This window comes from Micromonospora sp. M61 (assembly GCF_018070245.1).
Taxonomy (GTDB): Bacteria; Actinomycetota; Actinomycetes; order Mycobacteriales; family Micromonosporaceae; genus Micromonospora; species Micromonospora zamorensis.
Window position 1 is genome coordinate 62,445 of the sequence record NZ_JAGPYA010000014.1, and the last position, 14,200, is coordinate 76,644.

At 70.0% G+C, this 14,200-nt stretch carries 16 protein-coding genes; 4 read left to right on the plus strand and 12 right to left on the minus strand.

The annotated features are described in order from the left end of the window. Positions 1-169: 169 nt before the first annotated feature. Positions 170-1,363 carry an LOG family protein gene (locus tag KBX34_RS10690; protein ID WP_210924751.1) on the plus strand — a complete coding sequence of 398 codons (1,194 nt, stop codon included), beginning with the start codon at positions 170-172 and terminating at the stop codon, positions 1,361-1,363. Positions 1,364-1,415: 52 nt separating this feature from the next. Here KBX34_RS10690 and fbaA read toward each other — a convergent pair whose 3' ends face one another. Both fbaA and KBX34_RS10700 read right to left on the minus strand, forming a co-directional pair. Continuing rightward, on the minus strand, positions 1,416-2,441 hold the full coding sequence (fbaA, locus tag KBX34_RS10695; RefSeq protein WP_088950924.1) for a class II fructose-bisphosphate aldolase: 1,026 nt from the start codon (positions 2,439-2,441) through the stop codon (positions 1,416-1,418). Positions 2,442-2,576: 135 nt separating this feature from the next. After that, complete coding sequence (locus KBX34_RS10700) at positions 2,577-2,960, minus strand: phage holin family protein (RefSeq protein ID WP_088950923.1); 384 nt, start codon at positions 2,958-2,960, stop codon at positions 2,577-2,579. Positions 2,961-3,083: 123 nt separating this feature from the next. Here KBX34_RS10700 and KBX34_RS10705 point away from each other — a divergent pair, with 123 nt between their 5' ends. Next, positions 3,084-3,296, plus strand: coding sequence for a hypothetical protein (locus KBX34_RS10705; RefSeq protein WP_088950922.1), 213 nt, complete (start codon positions 3,084-3,086; stop codon positions 3,294-3,296). 18 nt (positions 3,297-3,314) lie between these two features. Here KBX34_RS10705 and KBX34_RS10710 read toward each other — a convergent pair whose 3' ends face one another. Together KBX34_RS10710 and KBX34_RS10715 are read right to left on the minus strand one after the other, a co-directional pair. After that, positions 3,315-4,379 carry an LCP family protein gene (locus KBX34_RS10710; RefSeq protein WP_210924753.1) on the minus strand — a complete coding sequence of 355 codons (1,065 nt, stop codon included), beginning with the start codon at positions 4,377-4,379 and terminating at the stop codon, positions 3,315-3,317. 2 nt (positions 4,380-4,381) lie between these two features. Further along, on the minus strand, positions 4,382-4,861 hold the full coding sequence (locus KBX34_RS10715; protein WP_210791944.1) for a SigE family RNA polymerase sigma factor: 480 nt from the start codon (positions 4,859-4,861) through the stop codon (positions 4,382-4,384). A gap of 181 nt (positions 4,862-5,042) precedes the next feature. On the opposite strand from KBX34_RS10715, the gene KBX34_RS10720 reads away from it, so the two are divergent. Both KBX34_RS10720 and KBX34_RS10725 read left to right on the plus strand, forming a co-directional pair. After that, positions 5,043-6,632 carry an LPXTG cell wall anchor domain-containing protein gene (locus tag KBX34_RS10720; RefSeq protein ID WP_210924755.1) on the plus strand — a complete coding sequence of 530 codons (1,590 nt, stop codon included), beginning with the start codon at positions 5,043-5,045 and terminating at the stop codon, positions 6,630-6,632. Between the two features lie 130 nt (positions 6,633-6,762). Beyond that, positions 6,763-7,584: a DedA family protein gene (locus tag KBX34_RS10725; RefSeq protein ID WP_088950919.1), complete on the plus strand. Its 822-nt coding sequence runs from the start codon at positions 6,763-6,765 to the stop codon at positions 7,582-7,584. A 173-nt stretch (positions 7,585-7,757) separates the two neighbouring features. Here KBX34_RS10725 and KBX34_RS10730 read toward each other — a convergent pair whose 3' ends face one another. The 8 genes from KBX34_RS10730 to KBX34_RS10765 form a co-directional block, all read right to left on the minus strand. Further along, positions 7,758-8,135 carry a helix-turn-helix transcriptional regulator gene (locus tag KBX34_RS10730; RefSeq protein WP_030332125.1) on the minus strand — a complete coding sequence of 126 codons (378 nt, stop codon included), beginning with the start codon at positions 8,133-8,135 and terminating at the stop codon, positions 7,758-7,760. Positions 8,136-8,192: 57 nt separating this feature from the next. Beyond that, positions 8,193-8,732, minus strand: coding sequence for an orotate phosphoribosyltransferase (pyrE, locus tag KBX34_RS10735; protein WP_088950918.1), 540 nt, complete (start codon positions 8,730-8,732; stop codon positions 8,193-8,195). 169 nt (positions 8,733-8,901) lie between these two features. Further along, on the minus strand, positions 8,902-9,711 hold the full coding sequence (locus tag KBX34_RS10740; RefSeq protein WP_210791942.1) for an SDR family oxidoreductase: 810 nt from the start codon (positions 9,709-9,711) through the stop codon (positions 8,902-8,904). A 10-nt stretch (positions 9,712-9,721) separates the two neighbouring features. Beyond that, the gene (locus tag KBX34_RS10745) at positions 9,722-10,378 is read right to left on the minus strand and encodes a hypothetical protein (protein ID WP_210924759.1); all 657 of its coding nucleotides are present in this window, start codon (positions 10,376-10,378) and stop codon (positions 9,722-9,724) included. A 72-nt stretch (positions 10,379-10,450) separates the two neighbouring features. Continuing rightward, the gene (locus KBX34_RS10750) at positions 10,451-11,266 is read right to left on the minus strand and encodes a hypothetical protein (RefSeq protein ID WP_210924761.1); all 816 of its coding nucleotides are present in this window, start codon (positions 11,264-11,266) and stop codon (positions 10,451-10,453) included. A gap of 92 nt (positions 11,267-11,358) precedes the next feature. After that, complete coding sequence (locus KBX34_RS10755) at positions 11,359-11,964, minus strand: DUF4178 domain-containing protein (protein WP_210924763.1); 606 nt, start codon at positions 11,962-11,964, stop codon at positions 11,359-11,361. Positions 11,965-12,106: 142 nt separating this feature from the next. Next, entirely contained in the window at positions 12,107-12,487 is a 381-nt protein-coding gene (locus KBX34_RS10760) for a hypothetical protein (RefSeq protein WP_088950913.1), read from the minus strand. Between the two features lie 112 nt (positions 12,488-12,599). Then, positions 12,600-14,192: a polyamine aminopropyltransferase gene (locus tag KBX34_RS10765; protein WP_210924764.1), complete on the minus strand. Its 1,593-nt coding sequence runs from the start codon at positions 14,190-14,192 to the stop codon at positions 12,600-12,602. Positions 14,193-14,200 lie beyond the last annotated feature (8 nt).

Sequence of the window (14,200 nt, forward strand, 5' to 3'; positions counted from 1 at the left end):
CACGCCTGCGGCCTATGCCGCTGCCAGGTGTTTTCCACTACAACTAATGGTCCGGAGCCTCCCCAGGAACCGGTAACGCAGGAGCCCGGTGGCCACGACCACCGGGCTCCTGTCGTTTCACCCCGGGCCCGAGGTTTGGCCGCACCCGCCGCGGGGGCAGGATGGCCGGGTGCCGACCCCACCTCCTGCGGACGTCATCGAGCCGCACCTGCACGCGGGCGAGATCCAGACCCGGGACGAGTTCGACCGCCAACTGGCCGCCGGCCAACTGAGCGGGCTGACCGTGCAGGGCCTGCGTCTCGACCTCGCACCGGTGCCCGACCTGACCGGCGTCGACGTCGCCGGCACCCTCTTCGTGGGCTGCCGCTTCGCGTCCCGGGATGTCGGCGCCGACCTGGTCCGACGCGGCGCCAACGTGGTGCCGCCGTTCTCGGGGCTGCCGTACCCGACCCAGCCGACACACCTCTACACCCCGGAGGAACTGGCCGAGGGGTTCGCCGAGGGTGGGTTCACCGGGATGTACGACACCCGGGTGTACGACCACTACCGGGCGCACGGCGGCGCGCTGCCGGACGTCAAGGAGGCGCTGGGTCAGCGGCTGCACGACCACGGCGTGGACAACGCGTTGGCCGACGCCACCCGCACCTGGCTGGTCGGGCACGGTCCGCAGTCGGTGGTGGGCATCATGGGTGGGCACGCGGTGCGGCGCGGCAGTCCCGCGTACCGGATGGCGGCAGTGCTGGGTTGGGAGCTGGCGCGGGCCGACCGCCTGGTGGTGACCGGCGGCGGTCCCGGGGTGATGGAGGCGGCGAACCTCGGCGCCTACCTGGCGGACCGGCCGGCGACCGACGTGACGGCGGCGATCGACCTGCTGGCCACCGCACCGGACTTCACCGACCACCACCTGTACACGGCCACCGCATTGACGGTCCGACAGCGGTACGCGAGCGTTCCCCGTCAGCGTGGCGACGACCTGGGCTGGGCGCGAGCCGGTGGGCTGGCCATCCCGACCTGGCTGTACGGGCACGAGCCGGCGAACCTGTTCGCCGGGCGGATTGCCAAGTACTTCTCCAACGCGATCCGGGAGGACACCATCCTGCGACTCGCCCGGGGCGGCATCGTCTTCGCGCCGGGGCGGGCGGGCACGGTGCAGGAGGTGTTCCAGGCGGCCACCAAGACCTACTACGGCACCGACGGGACCAGCGGCGCGTACATCTTCCTGGACCGCGCGTACTGGACAGTGGAGTTGCCGGTGGAGGCGCTGTTGCGTCCGCTGCTGGCCGCGTCCCCGTTCGGTGACCTGTCGGCGACGATCCACCTCACCGACGACGTACGCGAGGCCGTCCGCCTGCTCACCGCCTGAACGACGACGGCCGGCTCCCCGCGAGGGGAAGCCGGCCGTCGGTGGTACGTCGTTACTTGGTCATCGTGGTGCCGGTGGAGCGAAGGTGCTCGCACGCCTCGACGACCCGGGCGGCCAGGCCAGCCTCGGCGGCCTTGCCCCAGGCACGCGGGTCGTACTGCTTCTTGTTGCCGACCTCGCCGTCGATCTTCAGCACGCCGTCGTAGTTGCGCAGCATGTGGTCCACGACGGGCCGGGTGAAGGCGTACTGGGTGTCGGTGTCGATGTTCATCTTCACCACGCCGTAGTCCAGGGCCTCACGGATCTCGCTCAGCAGGGACCCCGAGCCGCCGTGGAAGACCAGGCTGAGCGGCTTGTCCTTGCCGTACTTGGCGCCGACGGCATCCTGGATCTGCTTGAGGATCTCCGGACGCAACTTGACGTTGCCCGGCTTGTAGACGCCGTGCACGTTGCCGAAGGTCAGCGCCGCCATGTAGCGGCCCTTCTCGCCCAGGCCGAGCGCCTCGACCATGGCCAGGCCGTCATCGGTGGTGGTGTAGAGCTTGTCGTTGATGGCGTTCTCGACGCCATCCTCCTCGCCACCGACGACACCGACCTCGATCTCAAGGACGATCTTGGCCTTGGCGGCCTCGTCGAGGAGCTGGGCGGCGATCTCCAGGTTCTCCGCGACCGGCACGGCCGAACCGTCCCACATGTGCGACTGGTACAGCGGCTCCTCGCCGCGCTTCACCCGCTCCTGCGAGATGCCCATCAGCGGACGCACGAACCCGTCCAGCTTGTCCTTCGGGCAGTGGTCGGTGTGCAGGGCGATGTTCACCGAGTACTTCTTGGCGACCTCGTGCGCGTACGCGGCGAACGCCACCGCGCCGGTGACCATGTCCTTGATCGACGGGCCGGAGAGGTACTCGGCGCCACCGGTGGAGACCTGGATGATGCCGTCGCTCTCCGCGTCGGCGAAGCCCTTGAGCGCCGCGTTCAGCGTCTGGGAGGAGGTCACGTTGATCGCGGGGTACGCGTACCGGCCAGCCTTGGCGCGGTCCAGCATCTCCGCGTAAGCCTCGGGGGAAGCGATGGGCATGTTGACGCTCCTTACTTACCACTCTCGGCCGTGCTGGCCGCTGTTGTTCATTTGTGCGCCGGACCGCGCTGTCCTCCGCCCGGCAGTATCCCGTAGGTGAGGTGCGCCGGAACAACCGACCCGGGTGTCAGCTGTTCACCGGCGGTCCAGGTTGTCCGGCACGATGACGCTGATCAGCCAGGTGACCACCGTCATCACGATGGCTCCCCAGAACGCGGCCCAGAAACCGTCCACCTGGAACGGCAGGTCGAGCCCGCGGGCGATCCGGTCGGTGAGCAGGAACAGCAGGGCGTTGACCACGAGCGCGAACAGGCCCAGGGTCAGCAGGTAGAACACGCAGCCGACGACCTTGATCAACGGCTTCAGCACGGCGTTGATCACGCCGAAGATCAGCGCCACCACGATCAGGGTGAGCGCGGTGTTGCCACCCGAGCGACCGTGCACGTCGACACCGGGCACGATCAGGGTGGTTATCCACAGAGCGACCGCGGTGATCGCCAGTCGAATGAGGAAGCCCACGGCACCATCCTGGCATCGGGTCGCGTCGTCGAGGGCTGATTCCGCCTACTCCGCTTCCGGGCGCGGCGCCGACGCAACCCGTACGGTGGGTGGGAACCGTGCCCCGAGACCCCGGGAGGGACGATGGGTCAGCCCGACGAGGACTTCATTCCCGGCGACCACCTCGCCCCGGACGAGCGCGACCCCGAGGCCGATTCGGCCGACGCGGTCGAGCAGGCCACGGTGGTCGGCCCCGCCGACGCCGACGGCGAGCCCCAGCGCGGCCTCGAGGTCGACGACTGGGACGCGATGGAGCAGGCCCGGGTGGTCACCGGTGACGAGGACGACTACCGCTGACCTCGCGGCAGGTCGCCATCACCGGGCGGGGTTGACCTGTTCGGGGTGACGGGCCACCCAGTCGCCGAGGCGATCCTCGCGCAGTGCGGTCAGGAACGCCGGGGCGAGCTTCGGGTCGGCCTGCACGAAGCGACTGGGCCCGGTGGGGTCGCCGACCGGCAGACTGAGCCCGACCGGGTCCACCGATCGCAGTGTCGGGACGAGCCGCATCAGGTCCAGCATGGTGGCCTGCCCCGGTGACACGGCGAGGTCCGGACCGACGGCCCCCAGCAGCTTGGCGAGTCGTACCGGATTCGTGAGCACACCCTGGTCGGAGGCCGAACGGACCAGCCCGGCGGCGAAGATCCGGGCGTTGCGGTCCCGGCCCTGACTGCCGTCGGGCAGCCCGTACCGCTGGCGGAGCAGGTCGACGGCGGCGGCACCGTCGAGGCGTTGGCACGCGGCCGGGAAGACCCGCCGGGTGTGGACCGACTGCACCCGCTCGGGCAGGCAGACCGGCACACCGCCAACCTCGTTGGTCAGCGTGCGCAGAGTCGAGTACGTCAACACCACACCCGTATCGATGCGGACGCCGGTCAGCTTCGCCACCGTCTGCCGGGTCAGCTCGTACCCCTTGGTCAGATCCGGTGGAGAGTGGCCCGCGCCGAACGGAAACGCCGCGTTCAGCTTGTCGGTGCCGTGGCCGGGGATCGGCACCTGCAGGTCGCGGGGCAGTGAGACCAGGTACGGGCGGCTGCGATCGGCCGGGATGTGCAGCAGCAGCACCGAGTCGGCCAACGGCGGGACGGACCCCCGGTTGTCGATGCCGACCAGCAGAACGTTCACCGCGCCCGTCGCCACCGGCCGATCCGTCGCGCCGATCAGGTCGGCGGCCTGCGGCTGCCCGGCGCGCTCCGGGGTGAACAGAGGCACCCCGATGCCCAGTACGCCGAGCACGGCCAAGGCCGTTCCGCCAGCCTGCCAGCGTCGGCGAAGCTGCCGCCGACGCGTCGCCAGCCGGTCGATCGCAACCCGCAGCGGGCCCGTCGGTGGTGTCAACGGCTCGTGCCGGGCGAAGGCGGCACGCAGGTCGTCCTCAATCATGTTCACGCCTCCACGTACTCGGCCCGGAGCGTGGCGAGGGCCCGGGAGATGGACGAACGTACGGTCCCGACGGCGCAGCCGAGGATGTCGGCGATCTCGGCGTCGGGCAGGTCCTCGTAGTAGCGCAGCACCAGGGCGGCCCGCTGCCGACGCGGCAGCCGGGACAGCCAGGACCAGATCTGGTCCCGGTCCACGGCGGACTGGGCGTGGTCGGTGGTCACCGGCACCGTCGCGTCGGGCTCTCCGCGCAGCAGCACCCGGCGAACCCAGGAGCCGCGCCGCCAGTCGACGTACTGGTTGGTGAGCATCCGGCGCACGTATCGCTCGGGTGAGTCCGCGCGGGCGACCCGACGCCAGTTGAGCTGGACCCGGACCATGGTTTCCTGAACCAGATCCTGGGCCTGGTGCGGATCGCCGGTCAGCATCACCGCGTACCGCAGCAACGGGGCCAGCCGCGTGTCCGCGAACTCCTCGTACGTCACTGCACCTCCCGGGGGCTCCTGCCTCAGATGACGGAAGCGGACCGACCGAACATTGCGGTGACTCTGATCAACCTTTTGGTTCGTCTTGCTCAGCGGGCGGCTTTGGGGGCTGCAGTCAGCCTTAGCGATTCCTTAAGATCCGCAGGCTCCACCTGATCCCCCAACTGGAGGAACCCCCCTCATGCTCACCCACTCCACCCGGCGTTGGCTCGCCGGACTGGGCGTAGCAGGCGCGTTCGTCGCCGCCGCCGCCAGCCCGGCCGTCGCCGCCCCGGAGGCGCCCATCGAACTGGGCGTCTACTTCAGCGACACCACAATTGCCGCGGGGTCCGAAGGCAAGATCGACTCTCCCCTCCTGTTCGCCTCCGAGCCGGTGGTGGTCGAAGGCCTCACTGTCACCTACGACTACCGGGACCTGAGCGGTGTCGTCCAGGTCAAGCCCGAATCGTCGAGCTTCGACTGCAAGTCGCCGGAGGCCGGTGTTCTGGTCTGCACCGACCCCTTCGAGATCGGTCTCGAGGAGTGGGCCTTCGGTGGCCTCTTCGAGGTTGCCCTGACGCCGGCCGCGAAGGCAGCCGACGGCGACACCGGCAACCTCAAGGTCACGGTCAGCGCCGAGGGTCTCGCTCCGGCCAGCCACACCGCCAAGCTGCGGATCGGCGAGGGCGTCGACCTGGCCGCCCCGGGCGAGGAAACCAACATCTCGTCCGCTCCTGGCGGCACGTTCAGCGCTCCGCTGACGCTCAGCAACGCTGGCAAGACCGCCGCCAAGGGAGCTGTCGCGGTCTTCGACCTGGACTACGCGATCCGCCCGGAGAAGCAGTACAGCAACTGCACCTACGAGGACGGTCACCTGCGGACCTGCGCCTTCGACGAGGTGACCGCCGCCGGCAATGCCCGCTCGGTTTCGCTGTCCTACGTGCTCGGCAAGGACACCTACGCGCCGGGCAGCGAGTACGGCTACTACAACTGGATGACGATCGCCGAGTTCGAGGACTTCAACGCGTACCTCCAGGCCGGGGGCATCTCGGTTGGGAAGCCCGGCAACGGTCCGGTCCTGAGCCTTCCGGAGGTCCCGTCCAAGATGGGGGCGCGCGGCTTCCAGGCTGACACCGACCCGATGAACAACTGGTCCGGCATGACCGTCAAGGTCACCGGCCAGAACGGCACGGACCTGGTGGCGGTCGGCGGCCAACTGACCGGCAAGGCCGGCGACGTGGTCACGGCCTCCGTCGGAGTCCGCAACGACGGCCCGGCCGCGCTGGACTTCGGCCGCTCGGGCACGCCGGTCACCAAGATCGACATTGCCGTTCCGGAGGGCACCACCGCAGTCGAGGTTCCCGAGTTCTGCGCGCCGCTCAACGGCGACGAGCAGGACTGGGAGAACGCCGGCAAGCCGGGCGCGAAGCTCTACCGCTGCTACCCGGACATCTTCATCGGTGTCGGTGAGAAGCAGCTGGTCGACATCGGCCTCCGCATCGACAAGGTGATCGAGAACGCGGCGGGCACCGTCACCATCAACGCCAAGTGCGAGTGCGAGGGCTTCACCGAGGACCTGAAGCCGGCCAACGACGTCGCCAAGATCCTGGTCAACGCGGCCGGCGGCACGGGCGGCGGCGACGGTGACGGTGACGGTGACGGTGACGGCGGCACGCTGCCGATCACCGGTCAGTCCACCGGCCTGATCGCCGGTCTCGGCGCGCTGCTGCTCGCCATGGGCGTCGGCGGCTACCTGGTGGCCAAGCGCCGCCGGACCCGCTTCGTCGCCTGACCTACCCCGCACCACCGGTGCCCCGCCGACCACTCCGGTCGGCGGGGCACCGTCGTTGGGGCCTCCGCCACGCGGGCGGGTGGTGCGGGCCGGTCCGGCGCGGCAGGAACCTTGGGCTTCGGTACCCTTTGTGGCCGTGGACACAGCTGAGCAGACCCGCGCTCTCGTGGAGAGCGTCGCCCTGAACCCGCTCGACCCCAAGGAGCTGTTGCAGACCTTCGGGCTGATCGGTGTGTGGGTGATCCTCTTCGCCGAGACCGGCCTGCTGGTGGGCTTCTTCTTCCCCGGCGACTCGCTGCTGTTCCTCGCCGGCGTGGCCTCGTCGCCGGTGGCGGACGCGATCTTCGGCGACGGCACGCGGCTCTCGCTGGCCGGCCTGCTGATCGGTGGGCCGATCTGCGCGATCGTCGGCGCCCAGTTGGGGCACTGGCTCGGCGCCCGGTACGGCCGGCCGATGTTCGAGCGGCCGAACTCCCGACTCTTCAAGAAGGAGTACGTCGAGAAGGCCGAGTACTACTTCCAGAAGTTCGGCCCGGCGAAGGCTGTGGTGCTGGCGCGCTTCATCCCGATCGTCCGGACGTTCCTCAACCCGGTCGCGGGTGCACTCGGCATGCCGGCCCGGCAGTTCCTGCTCTGGAACATCGTCGGTGCGGTGCTCTGGGTGGACGGCATCCTGCTGATCGGCTACCTGCTGGCCGAGCAGATCTACCAGGCCATCGGCGACAAGATCGACCACTACATCCTGCCGGTGGTGGCCCTGATCATCGTGATCTCGGTGCTGCCGATCTTCTTCGAGTTCCTCCGCGACCGGCGCGCCCGCAAGCGTGGCGAGGCGGTTGCGGTAATTGCCGCGGCCAGCGCCGCCGGCGCGGTGGAGGCAGCCCGCGAGGCGTTCGACCACGACGGACACCAGCACGGCCGCCATCGCCCGGAGCACGGCCAGGACCGCTGACGTCCCGGTACGACGACGACGGCCGGCCCCCTGGTGCGGGGGTCGGCCGTCGGCATGTCGGACCCGGCCTCCGGCGGTGCGGCCGGGGACGAGCAGGTGTTACTCACCGATGGCGCCACCCCTGGCTCGCCACCGGACGCCGTCCCGGCGCGGGACGGCGTGCAGTGCCTACGTCAGCGGGCCTTCTTGGTGGCCCGCTTACGCGGCGGGGTCAGCAGGTCGGCGATCGTCGCGATCGCACTCGGGACCAGGCTGTAGTACGCCCAGACACCGCGCTTCTCCCGCTGCAGCAAGCCAGCCTCGGTGAGGATGCGCAGGTGATGACTGACCGTCGGCTGAGAGAGGCCGAGCGGCGCCGTCAGGTCACAGACGCACGCCTCGCCCTCGGGGGCCGACTGGATCAGGCTGAGCAGCCGCAACCGAGCAGGATCAGCAAGGGCCTTGAGGACCCCGGCAAGACGCTCGGCATCGGCACGTTCGATCGGCTCGCCGTTAAGCGGCGAGATCTGAGGCATAGTCATTTCGGCCAACGCAGTTCCCACGTATTCCATCCTTCCACCAGCAGCATCGATCCGCCTGCATATCAGCAGATCCGAATCGGCAAACTTTTACGCCACAAGGCCGAGGTCAGCCAACGTATAGGCCGCCCGGTATGGCAATCCGGCGGCTCGCACCGCGTCGCCGGCGCCTCGATCAACAATAACCGCCACGCCTACAACTTCCGCCCCGGCCTCACGAAGTGCCTCGACAGCGGTCAACACACTTCCGCCTGTCGTGGACGTATCCTCCACCGCCAACACCCGACGGCCGGCCACCTCCGGTCCTTCGATCCGCCGTTGCAGACCGTGGGCCTTGCCCGCCTTGCGCACCACAAAGGCGTCCAGGGCCCGACCGGTCGGAGCGGCGGCATGCAGCATCGAGAGCGCGACAGGATCCGCGCCCAGAGTGAGGCCGCCAACGGCGTCGTACTCCCAGTCGGCGGTGAGGTCGAGCAACACCCGGCCGACCAAAGGAGCGGCCTGGTGATGGAGCGTGACGCGCCGCAGATCCACGTACCAGTCTGCCTCGCGCCCCGAGGAGAGCACGACCCGTCCGTGGACCACAGCCAGGTCGGTAATGAATTTGCGCAGGTCGTCGTGGTCCCCCATGGCGATAGAGGTTACTGCGCAAGTCTGAACGCCGTGTGTGGGGTCCACCCTGATCAGCCCGGCGGGGGACCGATGGTTGGCGATGTTCGACTACGCTCAGCAACTGGCCCGATAGCGGCGCGCCAGCACCGCCCCAACGACCTACGGGGCCTGGTGGGCCGGTCGAGGCTCAGTGCTCGTCGCGACCGATCCGGCCGCGGGTGTCCCGCGCGACGGCCTGGAGCAGTCGGCGGGGGGCGTGCCGCATGCCGGCGACGACCATCTTGTACTTCCATGCCGGGACGCTGACCATCTTGCCTTTGCGCAGGTCACGCAGGGCTTCGTCGACCACATCCTCGGCGCGGAGCCACAGCCACTCGGGCGTCTTGGACATGTTGATGCCGGCTCGTTGGTGGAACTCGGTGCGGGTGTAGCCGGGGCAGAGGGCCATCACCCGGACGCCGAACGGGCGCGCCGAAAGGCCTACGGACTCGCTGAAGTTGGTGACCCACGCCTTGCTGGCCGAGTAGGTCGAGCCGGGCATCGCCGTGCCGAAACCGGCGACCGAAGAGACATTTATCACTGCCCCATTCCGCCGTTCGGTCATCGGTCGCAACGCCGCCAGGGTCAGCCGCATGACCGCGTGCACGTTGAGCCGCAACAGCCGCGCCTCGTCCTCTGCCGTGGAGCGCAGGAACGGTTTGTTGAGGCTGATGCCGGCGTTGTTGACGAGCAGGTGCACGGGGCTGCCGTCGGCGATTCGCCGCTCCACGACCGCGCAGCCGTCGTCGGTGGACAGATCCGCCGGGATCGTCTCCACGGGGCGGCCGTAGGTGGAACCCAACTCGGTGGCCAGCTCGGTCAGCCGGGCCGCGTCACGGGCGACCAGCACCAGATGCCAGCCGTCGGCGGCCAGCCGCCGGGTGAACGCCGCGCCGATGCCTGCGGTGGCCCCGGTGATCAGGGCCCGGCGCTCGGCAGTCGTGGGGTCGAGCGTCACGGGGTGGTCCTCACCTGGGCGGGTACGGGGGTGCGGGCGGCGGCTGGTGCGGGGCGTGCTGAAACGCCGGTGGTGCGGATGGGACGGTCGGCGCGGTCGAGCGGTGGCGACCGAACCAGGCATTCGCCGCCGGCAGGGCCAGCAGCGTAGCTACTACAAGGTAACCGAGGCCCTGCGCGACGGAAAGCCCGGCGTTGAGCGGAATCCACCACGACGGGTACGCGTCGCCGATCAGCCCCAGCAACTCGGCGACAGCCTGCTCACCGGTGCCGAGTTGCAGTGGTGCGGCTCGTTCGCCGATCAGCACCGCCACGCTGCAACAGCCGGCGAGCAGGCCAAGCCCACTGACCACCCAGGTGGCAACCCGTGCGCCGTTGCGACCGGCCAGCAGCCCCAGGGCCAAGCCGGCGAGCACCGGCGCGGAGAGGGCGGCCACCACCGCAGACAGCACCGCGGACGCGCGGAGCAGGGTCACCACGTCGTCGATCTGCTCCGGGCTGGCCGAGGTGTCCCGGGCGGCGGTGCGGAACGCGTCGACCGTCCCGCCCAGCACCACCAGGTCGACCACGGCGTACGCGAGCGCGGCGACCGCCATCACCAGCAGCACGCCCGCAGCCATCAGGACGACGGCGGGCCGGCGGGCCGGTGCCGATTCCGGGTACGACACGACGAATCCCTCCGGTAGGCGTCGGGTTGCAACCTACTCGGAGGGATCGTCGGCGTGGTGCTTATCTGTCGATCAACTCGCTGACGGCGGGGTTGACCCGGGACGGTCCGCGGGCGGCGTGTCGTCCGGCCGGTTCGTGCCCGGCGGCGGCGGGTAGCTCGGCTCCCCACTCGACTGCGGGTAGCCCGGCTCACCGGACGACTGCGGGTAACCGGGCTGACCCGGGGCCTGCGGGTAACCGGGCTGACCCGGGGCCTGCGGGTAACCGGGCTGACCCGGTGCCTGGTAGCTGGCGCCCGGGGTCGGCGGCTCCCACGCCGCGGTCGGCTTGCGGAAGAACGCGTTCGCCTTCGGCATCGCCAGCAGGATCAGCGCCGCGAGCAGCGAGATCAGGCTGATCACGCCGAGCAGCAGGCTCACCGCGGTGGCCCAGGAGGGCAGAGCCTCCTCCAACCGGCGCTGGACCTCTTCACTGCTCGGCCCGTTGGCGCCGGTCTCTCCACCGGCGGTGAAACCACCGGCTGCGTTGCTGAGCAGGCCACCACCCACGCAGCAGACCATGATGCCGCCGACGATCCAGGTGGTGATCCGGGCACCGTTGCGGCCCTGGTTGTTGAAGAGGGCCAGAACGCCCAGCACGACCGCGAGCAACAGCACCAGAATGGCGCTGCCGAGGCCGATGGCGTAGAAGACGTCACCCACCTGATCGGCGTTCTCGACGTTGCTGCCCGCGTACGCGTCACGAAGGGCGTCGCGCGTCTTACCGATGGTGCTGAGCGTGATGATCAGACTGATCACCTGGCACGCCAGGAACAGGAAGAGCAGATAGCTGGAAATCGACACAATGGATGGCCGCTGACGGGCCGGCGTGCTCTGGGAATCGACCACGATTCTCCTTCCCTAAGATCGCGCCCACACCGTATCGACAACAAGCCAGTTCGGCATGCCGTGTCGACCCCGCGCGTCCCGCCCGGTTCGGCTCAGTGCTCCTCGGACGTGGGATGGATCGTCAGGTCGGCGGGGTCGAGCAGGTCACCTCGGGCGACCCGCCAACCCTCTTCGCCGTACGCCTCGAAGGAGAGCCGCGCGGCGCCACCCGACTGGTAGTCGTGGTAGCGCATCGTCCCGGCCGACGGCAGCCCGGTCTCCGCGGTGGCGGTGTAGCGGGCCTGCCCTGTCTCGGCCCACGTGTAGCGCCGGCCGCCGAGGTCGATGGTCGGGGCCCCCGGGGTGACTGTCGCGCCCGGCTCGGCCGTCCAGAGCACCAGCTCCAGTTCCGGGCCGTCCTCCACGGAGAGCCGGTGCCGGGTGCCGGAGTCGTCGTCGAGCAGGTGCTGCACCCAGCTCCAGTCCCCCTCGACCAGGCGGACCGTGCCACTCACCACGTACTCCCGGTCCTGGATCCGCACCCGGTCGCCCAGGGTCAGGCGGAGCGGGCCGTCGTCCGGCGTCCCCGCCGCACGGCCGGGTGGCAGCGTGCCGTCGGGCCGGGCCGCGGCTCGCAGCCGGGCCCGCACGATGATCACAACCACGACCGCCACGAGTACGCCAAGGGCCACCACCAGGTACACCGCTGACCCGCTCACCCGACCACCTCCCCAGGTACGTCGGCGCAGACGGTAACAACCGCAGGCACGATCCGGACCCGTACCGTGACGGACAGCTCAGCTACCGACGGCATCCGTGGTGTCGCCCGGTGTGCACCCTCGCACGTTGATGGCGGATGACTCACGCCGCAGCGAGGCGCTGGGTGGCGTAGTTCCCGATGGTTTCGCGGTCCATCACGCAGCCGACGAAGGTGGTGAACTCGCTCGGGTCGTCGCGCAGCGACGTCCAGGCCGCTCGGGCCGCCGCCGGGTCGATCCGCTCCAGCAGCGTCGCCGCGTACGCCCGGCCAGCGGGTGTGCCGTCGGCGAGCACGCGGTCGAGCTGCCGGCGTACCTCCTCGGGGTGGTCGTCGATGGCGGCCTCGACCCGTTGGTACGCCTCGGTCACCGGCAACAGCTTGCCCGCGATTCCCACCCCACCGAAGGCGAGCGTGTCAGCCGCCACCAACTCGTCGACGGCCGCGCCCAATTCGCGCTCCCAAGCCTTGCGCATCCCAAACATGCCTCCACCCTTTCCCCGTTCGCACCCACTCCACCCCGTTAGCCAAGAGGTTTGCGCCATGAGCGGACTCTCTCCTGACACAGCCACCGTGTTCAGGCGCCAGATGATGGGGTCAGTAGCCGCGCCACTCCGTGCGGGCGTAGTCGAGGACCCTCGGTTGGAGGAGGGTGCTGGGGGGCACGTTCAGGCGAGCGCGGTCGGCGGGAAAGACCGCCGCCGCCCGCAGCACGCCCGGGTCGAGGAAACGCAGCCGGAGCGCGTCGGCCGGCAGTTCCAGCACCGGCGGGACGGTTCCCGCCGTGGCCAGCAGGAACCCCCAGTCGCCGAAGGACGGCACGTCGACGTGGTACGGCACGGTGGCGAAGCCGGCTTCCCGCACCGACGCATCGATCGACCAGTATGAGCGGGGCGCGAAGTATGGCGAGCCGGACTGCACCACCAGGCGTCCCTGCTCGGCGAGCACCGACCTGATCAACGCGTAGAACTCGACGGTGTAGAGCTTGGCGGTGGCCGTCTCGTCCGGGTCGGGCAGGTCGGCGACCACCACGTCGAAGCGCTCGGCGGCGGTACGCAGCCAGCCGAACGCGTCGGTGTTCAGCACCCGTACGCGGGGGTCGTCGAGCGAGCCGCCGTTGAGCGCCCGCAGCTGCGGCACGGTGCTGGCCAGGGCCACCACCGCCGGGTCGAGGTCGACCACTGTCACCCGGCGGACGTCCGGGTACCGCAGGATCTCCCGGACGGCGAGGCCGTCGCCAGCACCGAGAACCAGGACGTCACCGCGCGGGCCGCGCATCGCCGGATGCACCAGCGCCTCGTGGTAGCGGTACTCGTCGACCGAGCTGAACTGGAGATCACCGTTGAGGAACAACCGCAGGTCGGTGTCGGCGTGGCCAACCTCCCGCACCGACCGGGTCAGCACGATCTCCTGGTAACGGGAGCGTTCGGCGTACACCACGGGGTCCCGGTAGAGCTGCTGCCGGGCGGTCACCTCGAAGTCGGCGGCGGTCACCCAGGCGTACCCCAGGCAGAGCGCGACCACGACAGAGCCGGCGCCGAGGACGAGCCGGGCCCGGCGGCTCAGCTCCCTCCGGAACACCGTGCAGACCAGGGCGAGGCCGGCCACCGCGTTCACCGCGCCGACCACCAGGGCACCCTTGAGCTGGCCGAAGACGGGGATCAACAGGAACGGGAAGGCGAGCCCGCCGAGCAGCGCGCCGACGTAGTCGGCGGCGAACAGGTCGGCCACCGCACTGCCGGCGGCCTGCTCGCGGATGCGCTGCAGCATCACCATCAGCAGTGGAATCTCCGCGCCGATCAGCAGGCCCAGCACGAAGGCGGTGCCGACCAGCGCCGGGCCGTACAGGTCGAGCCAGGCGAAGGCGGCGTAGAGGCCGAGCACGGACAGACCACCGAGCAGGGCCAGGGTCAGTTCGATCACCGCGAACGCGGCGGCGGCCCGGGGCTGCAACGGCTTCGCGGCCAGCGCGCCGACGCCCATCGCGAAGACCATCACGCCGAGCACGATCGACGCCTGCCCGACGGTGTCGCCGATCAGGTAGCTGCCGAGCGCGACCAGGGCCAGCTCGTAGACCAGCCCGCAGGCGGCGCAGACGAAGACCGCGAGCAGCACCGCCGCGCGGGCCAGCCGCCAGTGCGGTCGGGCCTCGGTGCCGCCGTCGACCACCGGCGGTGCCCCGGTGCTCATGACCGCCC

What these genes read in the sequence shown, in the direction of transcription:
- pyrE (WP_088950918.1), bottom strand. Translation starts at nt 8,732, where the DNA reads ATGGGGGACCACGACGACCTGCGCAAATTCATTACCGACCTGGCTGTG.
- KBX34_RS10705 (WP_088950922.1), top strand. Translation starts at nt 3,084, where the DNA reads ATGGGTCAGCCCGACGAGGACTTCATTCCCGGCGACCACCTCGCCCCG.
- KBX34_RS10730 (WP_030332125.1), bottom strand. Translation starts at nt 8,135, where the DNA reads ATGGAATACGTGGGAACTGCGTTGGCCGAAATGACTATGCCTCAGATC.
- KBX34_RS10760 (WP_088950913.1), bottom strand. Translation starts at nt 12,487, where the DNA reads ATGTTTGGGATGCGCAAGGCTTGGGAGCGCGAATTGGGCGCGGCCGTC.
- KBX34_RS10710 (WP_210924753.1), bottom strand. Translation starts at nt 4,379, where the DNA reads ATGATTGAGGACGACCTGCGTGCCGCCTTCGCCCGGCACGAGCCGTTG.
- KBX34_RS10765 (WP_210924764.1), bottom strand. Translation starts at nt 14,192, where the DNA reads ATGAGCACCGGGGCACCGCCGGTGGTCGACGGCGGCACCGAGGCCCGA.
- KBX34_RS10720 (WP_210924755.1), top strand. Translation starts at nt 5,043, where the DNA reads ATGCTCACCCACTCCACCCGGCGTTGGCTCGCCGGACTGGGCGTAGCA.
- fbaA (WP_088950924.1), bottom strand. Translation starts at nt 2,441, where the DNA reads ATGCCCATCGCTTCCCCCGAGGCTTACGCGGAGATGCTGGACCGCGCC.